Here is a 23099-nt window from a genome sequence, read left to right as displayed (position 1 = left end):
AAAGGGATTTAAAGCATGTTTGGCATCCGTGTTCGCAAATGAAGGATTACGAAGAATTCCCGCCCATTGTCATCAAAAGCGGGAAAGGCATTTATCTGTATGATGAGAATGGCAAGGAATACATAGATGCGGTTTCTTCCTGGTGGGTGAACTTATTCGGGCATGCGAATGAACGGATCAGTGCCGCGCTCGCCGAGCAGGCAGGCCGGCTGGAACATGTGATTTTCGCGAATTTCACGCATGAACCGGCAGTGTTATTGGCGGAAAAACTTGTGGAATTCACGCCTGAGGGTCTGAGTAAAGCATTTTTCGCGGACAACGGTTCTTCCGCGGTCGAGATTGCACTGAAAATGAGTTTTCAATACCACAAGCAGAAAAACAAACCGAATAAAACACGTTTCCTCGCGTTGAACAATGCGTATCACGGAGAAACACTCGGCGCACTTTCCGTCGGGGGAGTCGGATTATACAATGAAGTCTTTCAGCCGCTGTTGCTGAATACGATTAGAGCCGAAGGGCCGGACTGTTTCAGGTGTCCGTTCCAGGAAGAGCCCGGAAGTTGCGATACACCCTGCATTTCCTTTATTGAAGAAAAGCTCACGGACCATCATGAAGAGCTCGCTGCAGTAATTATTGAACCGCTGATCCAAGCAGCAGCCGGCATGAAGATGTACCCTCCGGGTTACCTGAAAAAGTTGAGGCAGCTTTGCTCGCGATATGACGTCCACCTGATTGCTGACGAAGTCGCGGTAGGCTTTGGGCGGACGGGGACGATGTTTGCCTGTGAACAGGCCGGCATCTCTCCGGATTTTATGTGCCTGTCCAAAGGCCTGACGGGCGGCTATTTGCCGTTATCCGTCGTGATGACAACGGATGAAGTCTATGACGCGTTTTATGATGACTACCAGACGATGAAAGCCTTTTTGCACTCCCACAGTTACACGGGGAATCCTCTGGCCTGCAGTGTCGCGCTGGAAGTGCTCCGGATCTTCGAGGACGAAAGATACATCGGCCAGATTCAGGAAAAGGCGGCGTATATGAGAAAACGAGCTACGGAACTGTTTGTCCACCAGTCTCATGTGGGCGAGTACAGACAGACCGGAATGGTGGGGGCCATTGAGTTGGTCATGGAAAAGGCTACGAACAAGCCCATCCCTGCCGAAAAGCGCGCAGGTTACCAAATCTATCGGATAGCGCTGGAAAAAGGGCTGCTCCTCAGGCCACTCGGCAATGTGCTTTACTTCATGCCTCCCTATGTCATTTCCGAAAGGGAAATCGACCGGATGCTAAAAATTGCAAATGAGGCGATGCAAGTCTACTTCGATAAAAGCCCGGACAATGTGGGGGTGGTGGAGGCTTGAAGGCAAACCGTTCCTACACCTTGGCTGTTGTCTCGCTTTTCGCCTCGTTGACCGCTGTCGGGGCTTTCATCAAAATTCCGTTGCCGTTTGTTCCGTTTTCATTGCAGATCCTTTTTGTTTTTCTTGCAGGGAGTTTACTCGGAAGCAGGAGAGGGGTGCAAAGCCAGCTGGTCTATGTCTTTTCCGGACTTGCGGGGCTGCCTGTTTTTACTCAGGGCGGCGGGATCGGCTATGTGCTGCAGCCAACTTTCGGCTATCTGATCGGTTTTACTCTTGCAGCATTTGTTGTCGGCCGGATGACGGAGCGGTCCAAAAATCCGAAGGCACATTCCTTTATCGCTGCCAACCTGGTCGGAGTGGCCATTATTTACATAGCCGGGGTCAGTTATTTGTATTTGGCGTTAAACACCTGGATGGGAATTGAAACAAGCTGGTCCCATGTCGTTATGGTCGGTTTCGTGTACGGTATCGGCGGTGACCTGATTATTTCCGTGGCGGCAGGATTGATGGCTATTCGACTGCGCCGGATAATCGCGGCCCGGCGGCTCTTCCGGCCAGACGTGCAGATGCAGGACCGGATCGGCTGACCGGAGAACAAATCCCGAGAAGCATGTTTACAACCAACCAAAGCCTGACTCCTTTCACAATAAGGGGGATCAGGCTTTTTAATTGTTGAACGGAGGATGAACCGATCATACAGGGAACAGTCATGCATCCGGTGTTGATTCGGACCAAAATGCATATGCACAGCGGGGGCCGGCTATGCTATTATGGATGGATAGAGAGGGAGTGGGACGGATGCGCAGGAAGAGGCGACAGCTAAGAAAACAAGGCAAAGTCATCGTCATGCCGGGCACCTTCGAACGGCTGTTGGATGCCGGATTGCGTGCAGTATCCGAAGAGCGGTATGACGAGGCGGCTCCGCTCATCCGCCAGGCCCTCGCCTACGAATCGGGAAATGCACGCCTTCTTGGGGCGTTGACCGTCGCCTTGTACGAACTGCGGGAGTACGCGGAGGCCAAAGAAGCGGCCACCCGGTTTTTGCAGGCAGGCCCAGCAAACTATATCGAGGCGATGGAGCTCTATCTTTCTGTCTGCATCCAGCTCAGGGATTACGACGAAGTGGAAGACACGATCTCCGCGCTGCTCGATGAAGGAGTCATCCCGACGGACAGACGGGAAAAGTTCCTTTATCTGCAGGGGCTCAACCGCAGGCTGATGGACCGATACGACGAGCCGCCTGAGATACCCGAGGAACCGCCCGGCCTGGATGAGTTCCTTTCCCTTCCGGAGGGGGAACAGCATAGCCGCCTTTCGACCGTGCCGGATCAGGAACTTCCGTCGTGGGGCGAATTCCTGGCAGCTCTGGCAGCCCATGAGGATGCATCGCCTCTCTTGATCACCTATTCCCTTGTACTTCTTGCCGGCATCGGTTATTCTTCCCCAGTGACAGTCAGGAAGTTCGGGATGGAGGAAACCATTGTTCCGGCACGGCTTCCGGGACTTGAGGAAATGCGAAAGGCCGGTGAGGTGGAAGCGCACCTGATAGAGCAATTTGCGCAGGATCCTTCCAAAGAGCAGATTGCCGCCCAGCTTCTGCGCACCTACAAGTTCGCCGCCTATCCTTTCGAATGGCCGGGTTTCTCCGCAGAGGAAGTTGCCGACGCGTATCATACATACATCGAAAGTCTGTTTGACGGCACCGATGCCGGCGCGCACCCGGTCATCGACCTCATCAACAAGATTGAACTGTTCCATAACGGCAGACAGCTATGAAATTCTTGAATATGGACACATCTGTGCTATACTGAGAAAGTTGTCAAACCAGTGAACACAAGCGCTGATAAGCGAATTATATCGTCTGGAGGTATGTAATCATGGCAGTTAATTGGGAAAAGCAAGAAGGGAACCAAGGGCTCCTCACGTTTGAAGTCCCTGTAGAAACATTCAACAAGGGCCTGGATCAGGCATTCAAAAAGGTCGTCAAGCAAGTGAACGTACCCGGCTTCCGCAAAGGTAAAGTTCCACGCAAAATCTTTGAGCAAATGTTTGGCGTAGAATCCCTCTATCAGGATGCCATCGATGCCGTCCTGCCTGAAGCATACACAAATGCAATCGACGAAGCAGGAATCTCTCCGGTTGCACAACCGGAAATCGATGTTGAAGAAATCGAGAAGGGCAAGCCGGTCGTCTTCAAGGCGAACGTCACGGTCAAGCCTGAAGTCAAGCTCGGCGAATACAAAGGCCTTGAAGTTGAGCGCCAGGACACAGCCGTCACTGACGAAGAAATCGAGGAGCAGCTGAACGACCGCCGCCAGGGCAATGCCGAATTCGTCATTAAAGAAGACGAGCCGGCAGCAGAGGGCGACACGGTTGTCATCGATTTCGAAGGGTTCACAGACGGCGAACCATTCGAAGGCGGAAAAGCGGAAGGCTACGAGCTTGAACTCGGGTCCGGCAGCTTCATCCCGGGCTTCGAAGAGCAGCTGGTCGGCGTAAAAGCGGGCGATTCCAAAGATGTGGAAATTTCCTTCCCTGAGGAATACCATGCAGCAGAGCTCGCGGGCAAGCCGGCAACGTTCAAAGTGACGGTACACGAAGTGAAAGCACGTGAGCTTCCTGAACTCGACGATGAGTTTGCCAAAGAAATCGACAGCGAAGTCGAGAGCCTGGATGCGCTGCGCAGCAAGCTTAAGGAACAGACTGCCCAGGAGAAAAAAGATGCTTCCGAAGCGGCGCTTCGTGACGATTTGGTTGAACAGGCTGCGAAAAACGCGGACATCGACATCCCTGAAGTGATGGTCGAAGGCGAAGTCGACCGCATGGTGCAGGAGTTTGGCCAGCGTCTTCAGCAGCAGGGCATGACGCTCGACCTGTACTACCAGTTCTCAGGCCAGGACGAAGCAGCACTCCGCGCTCAGATGAAGGAAGATGCGGAAACACGCGTACGTGTATCCCTTGTCCTTGAATCCATCGCGGAAGCGGAAGGCATCACCGTTTCTGATGAAGATATCCAGGAAGAGCTCCAGACGATGTCCGGCCAGTTCAACATGGACACCGAGCAGATCAAGCAGATCCTCGGCGGCACGGAAATGCTCGAGAATGATATCCGACTCAAGAAAACGATCGAGTTCCTCGTCGAAAACGCAAAAATCAGCGAATAATCCACTTCAGCCTTCAAGGCGGAAAATGAAAGAATCAGGCGCCGGTTGACTCCAGCGCCTTCTTTCATACTTTTGAAAAGCTTTTTTTGCGAGGCGGGCCCGGAACGAAATGTTTGCCAATGATTAGGCAATCTTGTAAGATTGTCACTTGAATAGGGGTGAACGACTTTGTTTAAATTCAACGATGAAAATGAAAACCTGAACTGCTCCTTCTGCGGCAAACCACAGGAACAGGTCCGCAAGCTGGTTGCAGGTCCGGGTGTTTATATCTGTGACGAATGCATCGAGCTCTGCTCCGAAATCGTCGAAGAGGAAGTCGGCACCGAAGAAGGATTCGAGCTGAAGGATGTCCCGAAACCGCGCGATATCCAGGCAATCCTCGACGAATATGTAATCGGTCAGGACCGTGCGAAAAAGGCACTATCCGTCGCGGTATACAACCACTACAAGCGCGTCAATTCCAACTCCAAGATTGATGATGTGGAACTGGCGAAATCCAATATTGTGCTGATCGGGCCAACAGGGAGCGGTAAGACTCTCCTCGCCCAGACATTGGCACGCATTCTGGATGTGCCGTTCGCCATGGCGGACGCCACGTCCCTGACAGAAGCCGGCTATGTCGGCGAAGACGTTGAAAACATTCTGCTGAAACTGATCCAATCCGCAGACTATGATGTTGAACGAGCCGAGAGAGGCATCATCTATATCGACGAAATTGATAAGGTTGCCCGAAAGTCCGAGAATCCGTCCATTACACGTGATGTTTCGGGAGAAGGTGTCCAGCAGGCACTTCTGAAGATTCTTGAGGGCACCGTTGCAAGTGTTCCTCCCCAAGGCGGACGCAAGCACCCGCATCAGGAATTCATCCAGATTGATACGACGAACGTCCTGTTCATCGTGGGCGGCGCATTCGATGGGATCGAAGACATCATCAAGCGCCGGATCGGCAAGAAAGTCATCGGTTTCGGTTCCGAAAAGGAAAATGCGAATGAAGAAGAGTCCCTTCTTTCCCGCCTGATCCCAGAGGACTTGCTCCGCTTTGGCCTGATTCCGGAGTTTATCGGTCGCCTGCCTGTACTCGCGAGCCTGGAACAGCTGGATGAAGACACGCTTGTCCAGATTCTTACAGGACCGAAAAACGCGGTCGTCAAGCAGTACCAGAAGATGCTCGAGCTGGACGGTGTCCGCCTGACCTTTGAAGAGGACGCACTCCGTGCCATCGCTGCAGAGGCGATCGAGCGCAAAACAGGCGCCCGGGGACTCCGGTCAATCATCGAGAAAATCATGCTCGATGTCATGTATGACCTTCCTTCCCGTGAAGATGTGCTGGATTGCATCATCACGAAGGAATCCGTCACAGACGGCGCGACCCCGATTCTTCTGGACGAGAACGGCGATCCGATCGAAAACGGGTCTGATAACGAAAAGACATCGGCTTGATCCAACAGGAAGAGCCGGCATCCTTCTGCCGTCTGAACGGCACGGGCGGATGCCGGCTCTTTTCGCAACCGATGCGTTTTAACCTGTCCGGAAACGGACATGAATACATGGAGGTGACTCCGAATGCCGACAACTAAAATGGACCGCATCCCATACCTGCCTTTGCGCGGGATGCTGGTGTTCCCAAAAATGGTGCTTCATATCGACGTCGGCCGCGAACGGTCAATGGCGGCGATCGAACAGGCCATCGTGGAGGAAAATAAAATTTTCCTCATTTCCCAGCGTGATATCTCCGTCGAACAGCCGAGTTTTGAAGAACTGTACGGCGTCGGGACGCTCGCGGAAGTGAAGCAGACGGTCAAGCTCCCGAACGGCACGATGAGAGTGCTGATCGAAGGGCTGGATCGCGCGAACCTTATCGCATTGGACGATGGGGAATCGTATTCGACGGCCGACATCGAGGTGGTCGAACCCGATGTGGAAGCTGACATCGAGCACGAGGCCCTAATGCGGACATTGCTCGAACAGTTCAAGAAATACTCCAAGCTCTCGAAGAAAGTTACCGAGGAAACCTATGAATCAGTGGCGGATATATCCGACCCCGGACGGCTTGCCGACATGGTCGCGGCAAATCTGCCGCTGAAAGTCGCCGCCAAGCAGGAAGTCCTGGAGCTGTTCGATGTCAAGGAACGGATTGAATGGCTGATCAGCCGGCTTCTCAATGAGCAGGAAGTGCTCAGCCTGGAACAGAAAATCAACAAGCGCGTCAAGGAAGCGATGGAAAAGACGCAAAAAGAGTTTTACCTAAGAGAACAGATGAAGGCGATCCAGACGGAACTCGGAGACGCGGACGGCAAAGGCGGGGAAGCGGCCGAATTGCGTGAACGGATTCTGGAGTCAGGCATGCCGAAGCATGCTCTGACAGCGGCTTTGCGCGAGTTGGATCGCTACGAACGCCTTCCTGCCGCTGCTGCGGAAAGCGGTGTGATCCGGAGCTACATCGACTGGCTGCTCGTGCTACCGTGGAACGAGGAAACGGACGACCGCCTCGATCTGAACCGCGCCGAACGAATCCTGAACCGGGACCATGACGGCCTGGAACAGGTCAAGGAACGTATTCTCGAATACCTGGCCGTCCAGCAAATGACCGGTTCGCTTCGCGGCCCGATCCTGTGCCTGTCCGGACCCCCGGGCGTCGGAAAAACCTCTCTTGCCCGCTCCATTGCGGAATCACTCGGGCGAAAGTTCGTGCGCATTTCTCTTGGCGGGGTAAGGGACGAATCTGAAATCCGCGGCCACCGGCGGACTTATGTCGGTGCAATGCCAGGCCGGATCATCCAGGGGATGCGGAAAGCAGGTACGGTCAATCCGGTCTTCCTTCTTGATGAAATCGACAAGATGTCAAACGACTTCCGGGGGGATCCGTCTTCTGCGATGCTCGAGGTGCTCGATCCCGAACAGAACCATAATTTCAGTGATCATTACATTGAAGAAACCTACGATTTGTCGAAAGTGATGTTTATCGCCACGGCGAATGATCTCAGCCAGATTCCGGGTCCGCTTCGTGACCGTATGGAAATCATCACGATTCCGGGCTATACAGAGCTTGAAAAACAGCTGATCGCGAAAAATCACCTGTATCCGAAACAGCTCGAGCACCACGGTCTCACGAAAGCGCAGCTGCGCATCTCGGACGAAGCATTCCGCTACCTGATCCGCTACTACACACGCGAAGCCGGTGTCCGTTCACTTGAGCGGCAGATTGCCGCCATCGCCCGAAAAGCGGTGAAGCGGATCGTCTCCGGAAAAAATAAACGGGTCCAGGTAACACCGCAGGTCATCACGGACATGCTCGGGAAACCGAAGTTCCGTTACGGCATGGCCGAGCAGGAAAATCAGATTGGTGCCGCAACAGGCTTGGCGTATACGTCGGTCGGCGGTGATACCCTCCAGATCGAAGTTTCCCTTTCCTCCGGCAAGGGTCAGCTGATCCTGACCGGCAAGCTCGGTGATGTCATGAAGGAATCTGCCCAGACGGCGCTTTCCTACGTTCGCTCCCACGCAGAGGAGCTTGGCATCCATCCGGCTTTCCATGAAGACACAGACATCCACATCCACGTACCGGAAGGGGCCGTTCCAAAGGACGGACCTTCCGCCGGCATCACGATCGCCACTGCGCTCGTGTCGGCACTGACAAAACGCCCCGTTCTGCGGGAAGTCGGCATGACGGGCGAGATCACGCTCCGCGGCCGAGTCCTTCCGATCGGCGGCCTGAAAGAAAAGACGCTAAGTGCGCACCGCGCAGGACTGACGACCATCATCATCCCTGCGGACAACGAACGGGATATCGAAGACATCCCTGAAACAGTCCGTGAAGAGCTGACGTTCCATCCGGTCAACAATGTGACGGAAGTGCTGCAGATCGCACTGGAGGAGGAACGCAAATGAAAGTGAACCATGCAGAAATCACCATCAGCGCGGTCAAACCGGAACAGTATCCCGATGAAGGATACCCCGAATTCGCGCTGGCAGGACGCTCAAATGTCGGAAAATCATCATTCATCAATAAGATGATCGGCCGCAAAAGCCTCGCCCGCACATCATCCAAGCCGGGAAAGACCCAGACCCTGAATTTCTATAAGATCGAGGAGTCCTTCTATTTTGTCGATGTTCCCGGCTATGGCTACGCGAAAGTATCCAAGTCGGAACGGGAAGCCTGGGGCAGGATGATCGAGCGGTATATTACGGGGCGTGAGCAGCTCAAGTCCGTCATCCAGCTGGTCGACCTCAGACACCCGCCAACAGAGGACGACATTCTCATGTATGATTTCCTGAAGCACTACAACCTGCCGACCATCATCGTTGCCACAAAGGCCGACAAGATTCCGAGAAGCAAGCTGCAGAAACACCGGAAAATCATCAAGGAAGCCCTCGACCTTGAAGAAAGTGACCCACTGATTCTGTTCTCCTCCGAGACCGGTCAGGGGAAAGAAGAAGCATGGGCCGTGATTGAAGAACGAATGAAGTAAAATTGGAGGGAAGCGGCGCCGGTCCCGTGTGGGGATGGCGCTGCTTTTCGTGCAGGGGGAGCGAGGGCCCGAAGCGAAAATCCCGAAGATTCCGGAGGTTCACCATCCCGGGTGTCCATGTATGTGTATGTCCATGACCGCATACATTGGTACATTAACGCGCAAGTTGGGGAACAGGGCGGAGCCGGTATGGTTTCATCCTGAAGCCGGACGTCGATAAACAGACATATCCTATATTTACATCAGGCGCGCCCTTTGATTCACCGGCCGTCATTTGTTATACTTAATTTGTAATTATTATAATGTGGCTTTCAAGGCTTGTTCACAATTGTGCCGGCCAGACCCGGCCGGGGCGTGGTATAATGGGAGCCGTGAAATGAATGAACGTGAGAGGTGTGACACCTTTATGTATACGATTGTCGTCGGTGTAAACCACCGGACGGCGCCTGTCGAGCTCAGGGAACGGCTCAGCTTCCCGGAGTCCGACCTTCCCGCTGCCATGCAGGCGCTGCAGAAAGAAAAAAGCATCCTGGAGAACGTCATCATCTCGACATGCAACCGCACCGAGATCTATGCCGTCGGGGATCAGCTCCACACCGTCCGATACTATGTCAAGCGCTTCCTGGCCAAGTGGTTCGGCATGGAAATCAGCGAGATTGAACCGTATCTGAACATCGAAGAACAGGACGAGGCGGTCCGGCACCTGTTCAGGGTCGCTGCCGGCCTTGACTCGATGGTACTCGGAGAAACACAGATCCTGGGCCAGGTCCGTTCCAGCTTCCTGATCGGCCAGGAAAACGGCACGACCGGCACGGTGTTTAACGAGCTGTTCAAGCGGGTGATCACCCTTGCCAAACGCGGCCACTCCGAAACGGAAATCGGCGATAACGCCGTTTCCGTCTCATATGCCGCGGTTGAACTCGGCAAGAAGATTTTCGGCTCGCTGAACCGCAAGCATGTCGCCATTGTGGGCGCGGGGAAAATGGGCGAACTTGCCGCCAAGAACCTGCACGGGAGCGGAGTCGGAAAAGTGACGGTGCTTAACCGGACGCTCAGCAAGGCGGAAGAAATGGCCGAGAAGTTCAATGGCATCGCCAAACCGATGAACGAGCTCCAGTGCACGCTGCTTGAAGCGGATATCGTGATCAGTTCCACCGGGGCGAAAGACTTCATCCTTGACCACAGCACGATGGAAGACGTTGAGAAGTTCAGGAAAGGCAAGCCGCTCTTCATGGTCGATATCGCAGTTCCGCGGGATCTCGATCCCCGAATCGGCGACTTGCCGAACGTATTCCTGTATGATATTGACGACCTGAACGGGATTGTCGAAGCCAACCTGGCCGAACGCCGCAGGGCAGCCGGCAAGATCATGGAAATGGTCGAAGCGGAAATTCTCTCGTTCGATGACTGGCTGGCGACGCTCGGCGTTGTTCCGGTCATCTCGGCTCTCCGCAAAAAGGCGCTCACCATCCAGGAAGAAACGATGGAAAGCATCTTCAATAAAATGCCGGATCTGACCGAGCGGGAAAAGAAAGTCCTCAGCAAGCATACAAAATCGATCATCAACCAGATGCTGAAGGAACCGATCCTGCAGGCCAAGGAAATCGCGGGATCCCCGGATGCCGCGCGCCAGCTTGAACTGTTCCAGAAAATCTTCGGAATCGAAGAAGCCGTGGAAACGGAGCGTGCCGAAACGGCCTCCCGTTCGAAGGAAAAGCGGGCAAAGGAAGCCAACCTTGCCGCTATGAAACCATCGCCGGCTCACTGATTGTTTTTAAAGGGCGTTTCCGCATCTATGTGATACACTATAGACGCGGAAACGCTCTTTTTTAATAAGAAAGCAGAGGGTTTCAATGACCGAAATCGGACTGATGAGACTGCATGAGGTTATGGTCGTCCTCTATGCGGCCAGCCTCGTGTTTTATTTTATCGACTTCCTGAACAGCCAGCCGAAGGCGAGGAAGGCGGCCTTCTATACGCTCTCCGCTGCTTGGATCATGCAGACGATGTTCCTTATCGGAAACATCTTGGAAGAGCAACGTTTTCCGGTGCTCAGCCTTTCGGAAGGCATCAATTTTTACGCGTGGCTGCTAATAACGATGTCGCTCGTCGTCCATATGTTCAGGAAAGCGGATTTTGCCGTGTTCTTCCTGAATGTAATCGGCTTTGCGGCAGTTGTCATCACGGCATTTGGTGAAGCGGCAACACCCGGCAGTGCGGTCGGAGAGGCTCTGATCTCGGAATTGCTGTTTATCCACATCACATTCGCAATCATCTCTTATACAGCTTTTTCACTGTCATTCGTTTTTGCGATCCTCTATCTGCTGCTGTATCGTTCGCTGAAAAAGAAAAAATGGGACGGACAGTGGGGCAGGCTGCCGTCACTTGACCAGGCAAGACGGGCGATGACGATCTCGGTGGTGATCGGTGTGCCTGTCTTGTTGGTCAGCCTGATTCTCGGGCTCCAGTGGGCAGTGATCGCTGCAGGGCCGTTTCCTCTTTGGGACCCGAAAATCATCGGGTCGTTCCTGCTGCTCGTCATCTACTGTGTGCTGCTTGTGATGCAGAACCGCGGCAGGCTGAACGGTCCTGATATCGCATGGGGCCATATTCTGGCATTTCTTGCGGTGATTGTGAATTTCCTGCTGATCAGCAGGTTATCCGTATTTCATTTCTGGTACTGATACTTGAAAGGGTGGGTTCTTTTTGAGAAAGATTATTGTCGGTTCAAGACGTTCCAATCTGGCACTTACACAAACCAACTGGTTTATCGATCAGATGGAGGCGGCAGGCGCGCCATTTGAATTCGAAGTGAAAGAAATCGTGACGAAGGGCGACAAGATCCTGGATGTCATGCTCTCGAAAGTCGGAGGCAAAGGCTTGTTCGTCAAAGAGATCGAGCAGGCGCTCATCGACAAAGAGATCGATTTTGCCGTGCATTCGATGAAGGACATGCCCGCTGTGCTACAGGAAGGCCTGGTGGTCGGATGTGTGCCGGAGCGCGAAGACGCGCGTGACGCCTACATTGCAAATGGCCACGTCCGACTCGAAGACCTTCCGGAAGGGTCGGTTGTCGGGACATCCAGCCTCCGCCGCAGTTCCCAGCTGCTCATGATGCGGCCGGATCTCGAGGTCAAGTGGATCCGCGGCAACATCGAGACCCGGCTTAGAAAGCTGCGCGAAGGGGAGTACGATGCCATCATTCTGGCGGCGGCAGGCCTGAACCGGATGGGCTGGGAAAAAGAGCTCGTCACCCATTACCTGGAGACGGAGCAATGCATCCCGGCTGTCGGCCAGGGCGCACTCGGCATCGAATGCCGTGCGGACGATGAGGAGCTTTTGCGCGAACTTGCGAAAATCACCGAGCCGACAACGCAACTGGCCGTCACTGCGGAACGCACATTCCTGTCCGAAATGGACGGAAGCTGCCAGGTTCCGATCGGCGGCCATGCGGTCGTGGACGGCGGACAAATCCGGATGACAGGCTTTGTGGCATCGCCTGACGCGGAAGACGTATTCCGGGCCACCGTCATGGACACCGATCCGGTCAATGCCGGAAAGGAGGCGGCACGCATGCTGAAAGAACAGGGTGCCGACGAAGTCCTCCGGAAAGTGAAGGCGGAACTTGATGAGTGATAAGCACCCTCTTTCAGGGATGACGGTGATTTTCACCGGAACCCCAAAGGCGAAGGAAGCGGTCGCTTCCGTCCAGTTGCAGGGCGGCACTCCTATCATTCTTCCGCTCATCAAGACTGTGGAGAAAGTGGTTCCGACTGATTCGCTGAGGATGCAGACATGCGCCTCCTATGAGTGGCTGATCTTCACGAGCGCGAATGCGGTGCGCTATTTCGGCCGCAAAATGGAGCAGGTCGGCCTGGCACCCTCGGACATCCCGGTCAAGATCGCGGCGGTCGGAAGCGAGACGGCCAAGGCGCTTGAAGACATCGGGCTCAAGGCCGACTTCATCCCGTCCACGTTCAGCGCGGAGCACTTTGTGGATGAATTCCCCGCTTTCTCCGATGAAGCGGATCGCTGCCTGTTCCTGAAAGGCGACCTCGCGAAGGAAACAATTAAAGAAGGGCTTCCGAACGAAGTCGATGAATGGACCGTTTACGAGACAGTGGACGACTTGGAAGGGATCCTCGGTGTCAAGGATCTGCTTAAACAGGGCGGGAAGACCGCCGTGCTGTTTGCCAGCCCGTCCGCCGTCCGGGTGTTCTCGGAACAGATTGCCGCGGAAACCGGCTGGACCGGCTTCACAATCGGCGCAATCGGCCATGTAACCGAAGAGGCCCTGCTTGAAGCGGGTGCAGAAGTCCATGTCAAACCCGAACGGTACACGTTGCTCGACCTCGTCCGGGAATTAGGCAACCGAAAGGAAGGAATGTCATGAACCAACTTCAGTTTGCACGTCACCGCCGCCTCCGTAATTCAGGGGCGCTGCGTTCGATGGTACGTGAAACCGTCCTGAACAAGGAAGATCTGATTTACCCGATTTTCGTGGCGGAAGGAAAAGACATCCGCACGGAAGTCGGTTCGATGCCGGGGGTATTCAACCTGTCGCTCGACCACCTCGGTGCTGAAGTGGATGAAGTTGTATCGCTCGGCATTCCGGCGGTCCTTCTGTTCGGTGTACCCGAGCACAAAGACGCAGAAGGCACTGAAGCCTATCACGACCACGGCATTGTCCAGGAGGCGACGCGTCTGATCAAAGAGCGCCATCCGGATCTGCTCGTCGTTGCCGACACTTGCCTGTGCGAGTATACCGACCATGGTCACTGCGGCCTGATCGAGGAGGGCCGGATCCTGAACGATCCGTCGCTCAACCTTCTTGCCCGCACGGCCGTCAGCCAAGCGAAAGCCGGAGCGGATATTATCGCTCCATCGAACATGATGGACGGCTTTGTCACGGTGATCCGCCATGCGCTGGACGAAGCGGGCTTTGAGCATGTGCCGATCATGTCCTATGCAGTCAAGTATGCGTCCGCCTACTATGGCCCATTCCGCGAGGCAGCCGGGAGCACTCCGCAATTCGGCGACCGGAAAACGTATCAGATGGACTCTGCAAACCGCCTCGAAGCGATCCGCGAAGCTCAGTCGGACATCGAGGAAGGCGCGGACATGCTGATTGTGAAGCCGTCGCTGTCGTACATGGACATCATGCGCGAAGTCAAAGACTTCTCCGGCATGCCGGTCGTCGCCTACAACGTGAGCGGCGAATATTCAATGATCAAGGCCGCCGCACAGAACGGCTGGGTCGACGAGGAAAAAATCGTCATGGAGACACTGACATCGATGAAGCGCGCAGGCGCCGACATGATTATTACGTACTTCGCGAAAGACGCGGTACGGTACATGGAGGGGAACTGAATTGGCCCGATCGTATGAGAACTCGAAAAACGCTTTTTCTGAAGCGATTAATCTGATGCCGGGCGGCGTCAACTCGCCGGTCCGCGCGTTCAAGGCCGTCGACATGGATCCGATTTTCATGGAAAGCGGAAAAGGCGCCGTCATCAGGGATATCGACGGCAACGACTATATCGACTATGTTCTTTCCTGGGGACCGCTGATCCACGGCCATGCAGATGACGATGTCGTCTCGGCGATCCGGGAACAGGCCGGAAAAGGATCCAGCTTCGGCGCATCAACACTGGCCGAAAACGAGCTGGCGAAGATCGTCATCAAGCGCGTTCCGTCGATTGAAATGGTCCGAATGGTCTCATCCGGCACGGAAGCGACGATGAGTGCGCTCCGCGTGGCCCGCGGCGTGACCGGACGTGACAAAATCCTGAAGTTTGAAGGCTGCTACCATGGCCACGGCGACTCACTCCTCATCAAGGCGGGCTCCGGCGTGGCCACACTCGGTCTGCCTGATAGCCCGGGTGTCCCGGCTTCGATCGCGGGCAACACGATCACTGTGGCTTACAATGACTTGGACGCCGTCCGCCAGGCATTCGATAACTATGGCGAAGACATCGCCGCGGTGATTGTCGAGCCGGTTGCGGGCAACATGGGTGTTGTGCCTCCGAATGAAGGATTCCTGGAAGGCCTGCGCGAAGTGACCGAGCAGCATGGCTCTCTCCTCATCTTCGACGAAGTCATGACCGGCTTCCGTGTCGGCTACAACAGCGGCCAGGGACTGTTCGACGTCATGCCTGATCTGACCTGCCTCGGCAAGGTCATCGGCGGCGGCCTGCCTGTCGGCGCATTCGGCGGCAGGCGAGAAATCATGGAGCAGGTCGCACCAGCCGGCCCGATCTATCAGGCCGGAACGTTATCCGGAAACCCGCTCGCGATGGCGGCAGGGATTGCGACGCTCAGCAAGCTGACTCCTGAATCGTACGATCACTTCAAAGCACTCGGCGATCGCCTGGAAGCCGGCTTCCGTGAAGCTGCGGAAGAAAACAATATTCCGCACACCGTCAACCGCGCCGGCTCGATGATCGGCTACTTCCTCACAAACGAGGACGTCACCGATTTTGAAAGCGCCAAGACTGCCGATCTTGAGCTGTTCGGCAAGTACTACGCGATGATGGCGGAAGAAGGCATTTATCTGCCGCCGTCCCAGTTTGAGGGCGTCTTCATTTCCACCGCTCACACCGAGGAGCATATCGACCGCACGGTAGAAGCATTCCACAAAGTATTTAGGCAGCTGAAGCGATAAATTCGTAAATGACCGTCCCTTTAGGGGGGGGCGGTTTTTTGGTGTACGGATATTTATAGTGTACTTCCATTTCGTATTGCCGCTGGAGGCACAAGGCGGGGTCCCAAATGGCGGCTCCATGTTTCAAATTGGGGAGCCATAGTGCAAATGGCAGCTCCATGATTCAAATCGTGGCTCCATAGGACAAATGGCGGCTCCATGTTTCAAATCGAGGTTTTATAGTGCAAATGGAGACGCCTTGTTTCAAATCGGGGTTCCATAGTGCAAACCGGGAGTCCTTTTTCAAATCAGGGTTCCATGCTGAAATTCCCGCAGTCAGATTGCAAATCACGGTTTCTCCTCAACTTCCCATCCTTGTCTTTTCAAAATACTTCACAAGCCTCCGCCATATTGGTGCATTCCGAAGCATATATTGGTTTATGCGCGAACATACAGAGGAGGAGAGGCAGATGGCGATGTCGGCATGGACAATGGAGCAGACGTTCCGCTTTCCGCAGGGTTGCGGGGAGCCGGTGCGTGCGGAATCGGTGAATGTGACGCCCCAGTACACGGACGAGCATACGGAAAATGCGTACCGGCTGACCGGTATTTATCACTTGACTTGCATGGCGGTATTTGACGGGGAGGGGGGCAGCCCCGACCCGGAGGGTGCGACGATGATCGAGGAAATTGATATGGATGGGGAGACAGGATATTTCGAATATGCAGTCCCGCTTTATATTGATCTTCCGTCAGAGACGGGGCAGGGCGCTTCAATCAAAACGCAGGATGTGCGGGCTCATGTGAATGAAGACGGCGCATTGTGTGTGACGTGGAAGGTCGACTGTCTATACGGGGATAACATGGATGACGAATCAGATGAAGCGGACGAATCACCTCCGAAGGCCGAAGTGCTGGAGTTAAAGGATGAATCGTCCTCCCGTACGGAAAGCAGCAGCCACCGGTCACCGCAACTTGCCGTACGCGAGGAAACCGAATCCTCTTCAGTACGCGCTTCCGCCGAGCCAGAGCGCAGGCAGCCGGTGACCGCTGCCGTAACTGCGGAAAAGGCACCGCAGCCGAACGGGGAAGAGGCATCGCAAAATAGCCCGGATGAGGTCAGGGCATTCATCGCGGGCCTTGAAGATACGTATACGGTCTTTTCCTATCCATCATATAAAATCCTTGTGAAACGCGACGCAGAGGCCGATTAACACGATGAGCAGCAGGAAATCACCCGTGGTTGGCACGAACAGCGTGCGGATCAGCTGGAAACAGCAAATCGGGATGATGATTGCCTTGCAGTAAAAGCGTATTTTCCGCAGGCAGGGCGGCAGCAGCCAAGGATTGTATTTCTTTTTCAAGTAGGGAACACCTCCTTTCGTATTGACGGGGGGATGCCGGTTTTGTACAATGAACGAAATGGATAACGATGCAGTGAGCGGGAAGAGTAGGATGGAAGTTGTCCGGAGAGAGGGAGCGGCTGGTGAGAGCTCCCGTCAGCGCCGTCCGAAGTCGCCCGTGAGCAGCCTCCGCGAACCGAGTAGCGGAGTGCCGGTCAGACGACCGTTATCGTTTCGAGCGCCGGCGCTCTTGTTTTGCGTGCCGGAACTAAAGGTGGTACCGCGAAGTCAGCCCTTCGTCCTTTATAGGACGGAGGGTTTTTTGATTTCCCGGAAACAAAGGAGGAACCAGAGATGGAACAGAACGGACAGCAGGAAACGTCCCTGCCGACAAAGTACGATCCGCAGTCGATCGAGCGCGGCAGGTATGAATGGTGGGTCAACGGCAAGTTCTTTGAAGCGCAGCCGGAAAGCGGCAAGGAGCCGTACACGATCGTGATTCCGCCGCCGAACGTCACGGGCAAGCTCCACCTCGGCCACGCCTGGGATACGACGCTGCAGGACATCCTGATCCGCATGAAGCGCATGCAGGGTTATGATGCGCTCTGGCTGCCGGGGATGGACCACGCCGGAATCGCGACACAGGCGAAGGTCGAAGGAAAGCTTCGCGAAGAAGGAAAGAGCCGCTATGATCTCGGACGGGAAACGTTTCTTGAAGAGTCATGGAAATGGAAAGAGGAATATGCCGGCCATATCCGCGAGCAGTGGGCAAAGCTCGGTCTCGGCCTCGACTATTCCCGCGAGCGGTTCACACTGGATCAGGGCCTGTCTGAAGCGGTGCGCACGGTTTTCGTCAAGCTGTATGAAAAAGGCCTGATCTATCGCGGCGAATACATCATCAACTGGGATCCCCAGACGAAGACAGCCCTCTCTGACATCGAAGTCATCTATAAAGACGTACAGGGTGCCTTCTATCATATGCGGTACCCGCTCGCTGATGGCACGGGGTCGATTGAAATTGCGACGACACGTCCCGAGACGATGCTCGGGGATACGGCGGTCGCTGTCCATCCGGATGATGAACGCTACAAGCATCTGATCGGCAAAACGGTCAAGTTGCCGATTGTTGGCCGCGAAATCCCGATTGTAGCGGACGACTACGTCGAGATGGACTTCGGGAGCGGTGCCGTGAAAATCACGCCTGCACACGATCCTAACGACTTTGAGATCGGCAACCGCCACAATCTGGAGCGCGTTCTTGTCATGAACGAGGACGGGTCGATGAACGAACGTGCCGGCAAGTACCAGGGCATGGACCGCTTTGAGTGCCGCAAGCAAATCGTCAAGGATCTGCAGGAGATGGGTGTCCTCTTTGAAATCGAAGAGCATATGCACTCCGTCGGTCATTCCGAGCGGAGCGGAGCGGTCGTTGAACCGTATTTGTCCACTCAATGGTTCGTCAAGATGGAGCCGCTTGCCGAAGGCGCGGTCGAGCTTCAGAAGGGCGAGGACAAAGTCAGCTTCGTTCCGGAGCGTTTCGAGAAGACGTACCTGAACTGGATGGAGAATATCCGCGACTGGTGCATCTCCCGCCAGCTCTGGTGGGGGCACCAGATCCCGGCCTGGTATCACAAGGAAACCGGCGAAGTGTATGTCGGAATGGAAGCGCCGGCAGACGCGGAAAACTGGAAACAGGACGAAGACGTCCTCGATACCTGGTTCTCGTCCGCCCTCTGGCCGTTTTCGACACTGAACTGGCCGGATGAGGACAACGAGCTGTTCAAGCGCTACTACCCGACCGATGTACTTGTGACGGGCTATGACATCATCTTTTTCTGGGTATCCCGGATGATTTTCCAGGGACTCGAATTCACCGGCAAGCGTCCGTTTGATGACGTATTGATCCATGGACTCGTCCGCGCGGAAGACGGCCGCAAAATGTCCAAGTCGCTCGGCAACGGTGTCGATCCGATGGACGTCATCGACCAGTACGGCGCGGACTCGCTGCGGTACTTCCTCGCGACCGGCTCGTCGCCCGGACAGGACCTGCGCTTCTCGAATGAGAAAGTGGAATCCGTCTGGAACTTCGCGAACAAAATCTGGAACGCCTCCCGGTTTGCATTGATGAACATGGATGGGCTGAAGTACGAGGAAATCGACCTGAGCGGGAAGAAGTCCGCTGCAGATGCATGGATCCTGACCCGTCTGAACGAAACGATCGAGACGGTCACCAAGCTTGCTGATAAATACGAATTCGGCGAAGTGGGCCGCGCGCTGTACAACTTCATCTGGGATGACTTCTGTGACTGGTACATCGAGATGGCGAAGCTGCCGCTGTACGGGGAAGACGAAGCGGCCAAAAAGACGACCCGCTCGATCCTTGCATACGTCCTCGACAACACGATGCGCCTGCTTCACCCGTTCATGCCATTTATCACGGAAGAAATCTGGCAGAGCCTGCCGCATGAAGGCGAGTCGATCGTCACCGCGAAGTGGCCGGTCGCTGATCCTTCACTGTCCGATAAACAGCGCGCAGGCGACATGAAACACCTCATGGACGTCATCAAGGCGGTACGCAATGTCCGCGCCGAAGTGAACACGCCGATGAGCAAGAAAGTCGCGCTCGCAATCCGCACTCATGACGACGCAACACAGGCCGCATTGGAGAACAACCGCGCCTACCTCGAGCGCTTCTGCAATCCGGAAACACTCGACATCAGCCGCGACCTGGCCGCACCGGAGAAATCCATGTCCGCCGTCGTCACCGGCGCCGAGCTCTTCATGCCGCTCGAAGGCCTCATCAACATCGAGGAAGAACTCGCACGGCTTGAGAAAGAGCTCGGAAAGTGGCAAGGTGAGCTGAAACGTGTCGAAGGCAAACTCTCGAACGAGCGCTTCGTCTCCAAAGCTCCTGCCGCCGTCGTCGAAGAAGAACGTGCCAAGCAGAAAGACTACCAAGAAAAATACGACGCCGTGCAAAAACGCATTGCTGAATTAAAAGAGATCTGAACAGGATGAAGAGCCCCCGCCGGGTTGGACCGGCGGGGGCTCTTCGGGGAGCAGGGGGTGCGGCCGGTCATGATCTTTCGGGCCGGCTTGTTGATAGTTCCCAGGATCTTATTGATATTTCCCGAGTTGGAGATGATCACTCGCACGGGTATATTGATCATTCACCGTAAAAGCGTTCAAAGTTCAATTTTGGATCCTTAAAAGCGCAAAAAATCAAAGATCAACCAATTCATTCCAAGTTGTCAAAAAACGTGCTAAGCTCATGGGAAATAAGGAAAGCGGGTGGGGAATGTAATTTTATTCGCTCTTGAGCAAGCGATTGAACGGCTTCCGGCCTATGAACCGAAACGGGCTGAGACAGAGCAAACACTCAGAAATCTGCGTGCCGGGGCGGCAGGAGAAAGGAAAGTCGCTGAAGCTATACAGTCAGTTGCATGGCCAGCTCATGCTGTTCTTTTAAGAAACATCAGCCTTTCACTTTTTGGCGGGAGCCGATTTCAGATGGATCTGGCATTCCTGTCAAACAGCGGTATCCTATTGCTTGAATGCAAGCAGATCGGTGGCAGATTACGTTTTCATTCCGGACCGGCGGAATTGAGGAAAGTGGATGAAGAGGGTCGGACCTTGGCTGTTTACGATTGCCCGGTTGCCCAAATGCAGGATCAGCGGCAGAATCTCTTGCAATGGCTGACGATGGCAGGATTTCGTTCACCTGTTTACGGAGTGGTCGTTTTTGCCAACAACCCCATCATTGAAGAAATCAAGAGTGGAATGCCTGTTTTCAAACTGCGGGAGACCCGAAATCTTATCCGTCATCATATAGGACAACAGCCTATGATCAATGACCGGGAATTAAATCAGATTGCCGATGCTATGATTAGCCATTACATTCCTTATCTGCCTTTCCCGCTCAAGATCAAAGACTTTATCATCACCCCCATTTGTTTTGACTGCAGCAGTTCCCTAAAAAGACATTCGGAGAGAAGTTGGAAATGCATCAGATGCGGCCATATTGAGTACAAACCCTATATTCTGACGTTGCTTGCGTGGTTCTTGCTTCTGCGCAACACCATTACTTCTGCAGAAATCATGAAGTTGTTCGGTCTGAAAACTCATAAAGCGGCTCGCAGCGTAGCTGAAGGTTTGCCTTTGAAAAAAGTTGGGGCTGGAAAGGCTTCGGCATACGCAGCGGATTATAAAAAGCTGGTGAGTACTTCAATCGTTTTGGATGCTGTCCAGACATGGCTGGAACACAATCGTCAAACGAAAGATCAATACGGATCGTTGAAAGATCATCAACCGGCAGCGAAAGATCATTAAGCAAAGGCGAAAGATCACCAACCATCGCTGAAAGATCACCATCGCACAAATCCCCCCACACTCAAAATCCCCCGGCCGCGCCCGCCGGGGGATTATTCGTTCAGCTTATTCTTAATATGCTGCATGAGGACATCGGCGATGTTGACGTCGCTTGTTTCGTATAGTGACCGGGCGCCGACGGGGTCCTCGATTTCGTTGAGTAGGAATCCACCGTCGGGGAGGAGGAGGAAGTCGACGCCGATATAGTCGCTTTTCAGCGCCCTGGTGAGGCGCTGGGCGGCGCGGACCATGTCTGCGGTCGGCCTATAAGGGTCGACGCGGCCACCGAGGGTGTAGTTGGATTTGAATCCGGTGCTTCCGGTCCGTTTGACAGCGCCGGCAAGCTCGTTGCCGACCATGAACAGACGGACGTCGGCTGCGCCCGATTCGATAAAGGGCTGACCGATGATGCGGCGGTCCATGAAGCGGGTGAAAAACCAGCCGGCCTCCATTTCGTCGAGGACGCGGGCGACTTCGACACCTCCGTGGCCATCGACGGTCTTCAGCACTGCGGGATAACTGTCCAGTTCGTCCGGGCTATCGACAAGGCGGCTTGGGACCGCGGGGACCCCCATGAACGTCGCCAGCTGGTAGGTGGCGTACTTGTCATTGGCAATCTGGTTGATTTTCGCACGATTAAATAACCGGTGGCCGGAGTTTTCGAGTTCCCGTGCGAGTTTCGCGTTCCGCTCCCGGAAGATGATAAAGTCGGAGTCCGGCGTCAAGTCGTCCGGGTACATCGACAGGGTCAGCAAAAGGCCCGCGCGTTCGGCCGCGAGCTTCAGAAGCTTGATGAAGCCGACATTTCTGGCGGCCTCTTCCGGGCGGTAATAAACAACACCATGCTTCATTGAAGTGTCCCCAGTATGTATTCGATCATCGCGTCGGCCACGTTGATGGCGGTCACGTTATAAATGTTGCGGATATGTGCGGCGGCATTGACCTCACAGACGAGCGTCCGTCCATCCGGTCCAAACAGTAAATCGACTCCCGCGAATTCCGCACCGACCGCCCGTGCCGCATCCAGGGCAATCTGCTGCTGTTCATCATTCAGCTCAATTGGCTCCGCGACGCCCCCGTTCGTGATGTTCGCCCGAAAGTCGGTCTCGGAGTGCCGATACATCGCCGCAACGATCCGGCCGCCGACCGTATTGACCCGAATGTCCCGGCCGCGGCTGGAAGCCACGAATTCCTGGAACACGAAGTCGACTCCGCGGAGAGAATCCACTTTCTCGAAAAATGCTTTTTCCGTCTCGATCAGGTACACCTTCGCGCCGAACGAACCGTGGCCCTCTTTGATGATCATCGGCAACCCGAAGTCGGCAAGTACCTGCTCGAAGTATCCGGTTCCCGAGATGGAGAAGTTCGGATAGACTTTCGGTGCGACCACTGTACGCGGCATCGGAATGCCGGCCTGCGCCAGCCTGATATACTGCTTCGCTTTGTTGTCGCACGTTTCGATCACCTCAGGATCGTTAAACACCGGGATTCCGGAAGCCTTCAGCCACGTGGCCAATAGAATGTCTTTGTCCAGGAACACGACGAACGAAGGCGGCGACGCGACGCCTTGCTGCAGATCCATCATGACCTCATAGTTTTTCCGGATTACGGTGCGGATTCCTGCGCGCTCCGCCGCTTCTGCGACAAGATGTGCCTGATCCGCGAACTTATCCGATATGAGGCTGCCATTGTAAATGACCCAACAACTCTTCATCGCTCTTCCTCCACTTAAACCGCGCTCTACGCTAAAA

General features: G+C 54.7%; 19 protein-coding genes and 1 other annotated feature. Of the genes, 16 read left to right on the top strand and 3 right to left on the bottom strand.

The window, feature by feature from the left end:
- The first annotated feature begins 38 nt into the window (after positions 1-38).
- The 14 genes from bioA to BLT01_RS08325 all read left to right on the top strand — a co-directional run bounded on the left by bioA (position 39) and on the right by BLT01_RS08325 (position 16851).
- Positions 39-1361 carry an adenosylmethionine--8-amino-7-oxononanoate transaminase gene (gene bioA / locus BLT01_RS08390; RefSeq protein WP_376739649.1) on the top strand — a complete coding sequence of 441 codons (1323 nt, stop codon included), beginning with the start codon at positions 39-41 and terminating at the stop codon, positions 1359-1361.
- Positions 1358-1948, top strand: a complete 591-nt coding sequence (locus tag BLT01_RS08385) for a biotin transporter BioY (protein ID WP_092097032.1) — start codon at positions 1358-1360, stop codon at positions 1946-1948. Before bioA ends, BLT01_RS08385 begins: the two co-directional genes overlap by 4 nt.
- Before the next feature lie 211 nt (positions 1949-2159).
- Entirely contained in the window at positions 2160-3137 is a 978-nt protein-coding gene (locus BLT01_RS08380; RefSeq protein WP_092097030.1) for a tetratricopeptide repeat protein, read from the top strand.
- A 101-nt stretch (positions 3138-3238) separates the two neighbouring features.
- Positions 3239-4525 (top strand): trigger factor, encoded by a 1287-nt coding sequence (gene tig, locus BLT01_RS08375; RefSeq protein ID WP_092097028.1) that lies wholly within the window; start codon positions 3239-3241, stop codon positions 4523-4525.
- Positions 4526-4693: 168 nt separating this feature from the next.
- Positions 4694-5965: an ATP-dependent protease ATP-binding subunit ClpX gene (gene clpX / locus BLT01_RS08370; protein ID WP_092097026.1), complete on the top strand. Its 1272-nt coding sequence runs from the start codon at positions 4694-4696 to the stop codon at positions 5963-5965.
- 123 nt (positions 5966-6088) lie between these two features.
- A complete protein-coding gene (gene lon / locus BLT01_RS08365; protein ID WP_092097024.1) occupies positions 6089-8413 on the top strand; it encodes an endopeptidase La in 2325 nt (774 codons plus the stop codon).
- A complete protein-coding gene (gene yihA, locus BLT01_RS08360) occupies positions 8410-8994 on the top strand; it encodes a ribosome biogenesis GTP-binding protein YihA/YsxC (RefSeq protein WP_092097022.1) in 585 nt (194 codons plus the stop codon). The genes lon and yihA overlap by 4 nt, the downstream gene beginning before the upstream one ends.
- A gap of 406 nt (positions 8995-9400) precedes the next feature.
- Positions 9401-10762 (top strand): glutamyl-tRNA reductase, encoded by a 1362-nt coding sequence (hemA, locus tag BLT01_RS08355; RefSeq protein WP_092097020.1) that lies wholly within the window; start codon positions 9401-9403, stop codon positions 10760-10762.
- A gap of 85 nt (positions 10763-10847) precedes the next feature.
- Positions 10848-11678, top strand: a complete 831-nt coding sequence (locus BLT01_RS08350; protein WP_092097018.1) for a cytochrome c biogenesis protein — start codon at positions 10848-10850, stop codon at positions 11676-11678.
- A gap of 22 nt (positions 11679-11700) precedes the next feature.
- Positions 11701-12630: a hydroxymethylbilane synthase gene (gene hemC / locus BLT01_RS08345; protein WP_092097016.1), complete on the top strand. Its 930-nt coding sequence runs from the start codon at positions 11701-11703 to the stop codon at positions 12628-12630.
- Positions 12623-13387 carry a uroporphyrinogen-III synthase gene (locus BLT01_RS08340; RefSeq protein WP_092097014.1) on the top strand — a complete coding sequence of 255 codons (765 nt, stop codon included), beginning with the start codon at positions 12623-12625 and terminating at the stop codon, positions 13385-13387. Before hemC ends, BLT01_RS08340 begins: the two co-directional genes overlap by 8 nt.
- Complete coding sequence (gene hemB / locus BLT01_RS08335; protein WP_092097012.1) at positions 13384-14364, top strand: porphobilinogen synthase; 981 nt, start codon at positions 13384-13386, stop codon at positions 14362-14364. The genes BLT01_RS08340 and hemB overlap by 4 nt, the downstream gene beginning before the upstream one ends.
- A 1-nt stretch (position 14365) precedes the next feature.
- Positions 14366-15658, top strand: a complete 1293-nt coding sequence (hemL, locus tag BLT01_RS08330) for a glutamate-1-semialdehyde 2,1-aminomutase (protein ID WP_092097010.1) — start codon at positions 14366-14368, stop codon at positions 15656-15658.
- Between the two features lie 449 nt (positions 15659-16107).
- Entirely contained in the window at positions 16108-16851 is a 744-nt protein-coding gene (locus BLT01_RS08325) for a hypothetical protein (protein ID WP_092097008.1), read from the top strand.
- Here BLT01_RS08325 and BLT01_RS08320 read toward each other — a convergent pair.
- Positions 16810-17001: a hypothetical protein gene (locus BLT01_RS08320; RefSeq protein WP_092097005.1), complete on the bottom strand. Its 192-nt coding sequence runs from the start codon at positions 16999-17001 to the stop codon at positions 16810-16812. The two genes, BLT01_RS08325 and BLT01_RS08320, sit on opposite strands and share 42 nt — an antisense overlap.
- 64 nt (positions 17002-17065) lie before the next feature.
- Positions 17066-17287 (top strand) — a binding site (T-box leader).
- A gap of 47 nt (positions 17288-17334) precedes the next feature.
- Here BLT01_RS08320 and BLT01_RS08315 point away from each other — a divergent pair.
- Positions 17335-19989, top strand: coding sequence for a valine--tRNA ligase (locus BLT01_RS08315; protein WP_092097002.1), 2655 nt, complete (start codon positions 17335-17337; stop codon positions 19987-19989).
- A gap of 282 nt (positions 19990-20271) precedes the next feature.
- Positions 20272-21309, top strand: a complete 1038-nt coding sequence (locus tag BLT01_RS08310) for a nuclease-related domain-containing protein (RefSeq protein ID WP_092096999.1) — start codon at positions 20272-20274, stop codon at positions 21307-21309.
- 92 nt (positions 21310-21401) lie between these two features.
- On the opposite strand, the gene BLT01_RS08305 is transcribed toward BLT01_RS08310, so the two are convergent.
- Positions 21402-22199: an ATP-grasp domain-containing protein gene (locus tag BLT01_RS08305; RefSeq protein WP_092096996.1), complete on the bottom strand. Its 798-nt coding sequence runs from the start codon at positions 22197-22199 to the stop codon at positions 21402-21404.
- Positions 22196-23062, bottom strand: coding sequence for an ATP-grasp domain-containing protein (locus BLT01_RS08300; protein ID WP_092096993.1), 867 nt, complete (start codon positions 23060-23062; stop codon positions 22196-22198). The genes BLT01_RS08305 and BLT01_RS08300 overlap by 4 nt, the downstream gene beginning before the upstream one ends.
- Between the last annotated feature and the right edge of the window lie 37 nt (positions 23063-23099).

The organism is Bhargavaea beijingensis (genome assembly GCF_900101985.1).
Taxonomy (GTDB): domain Bacteria; phylum Bacillota; class Bacilli; order Bacillales_A; family Planococcaceae; genus Bhargavaea; species Bhargavaea beijingensis.
Note: the sequence above shows the minus strand (reverse complement) of the source record. Positions and strands in the feature narration are given on the sequence as shown.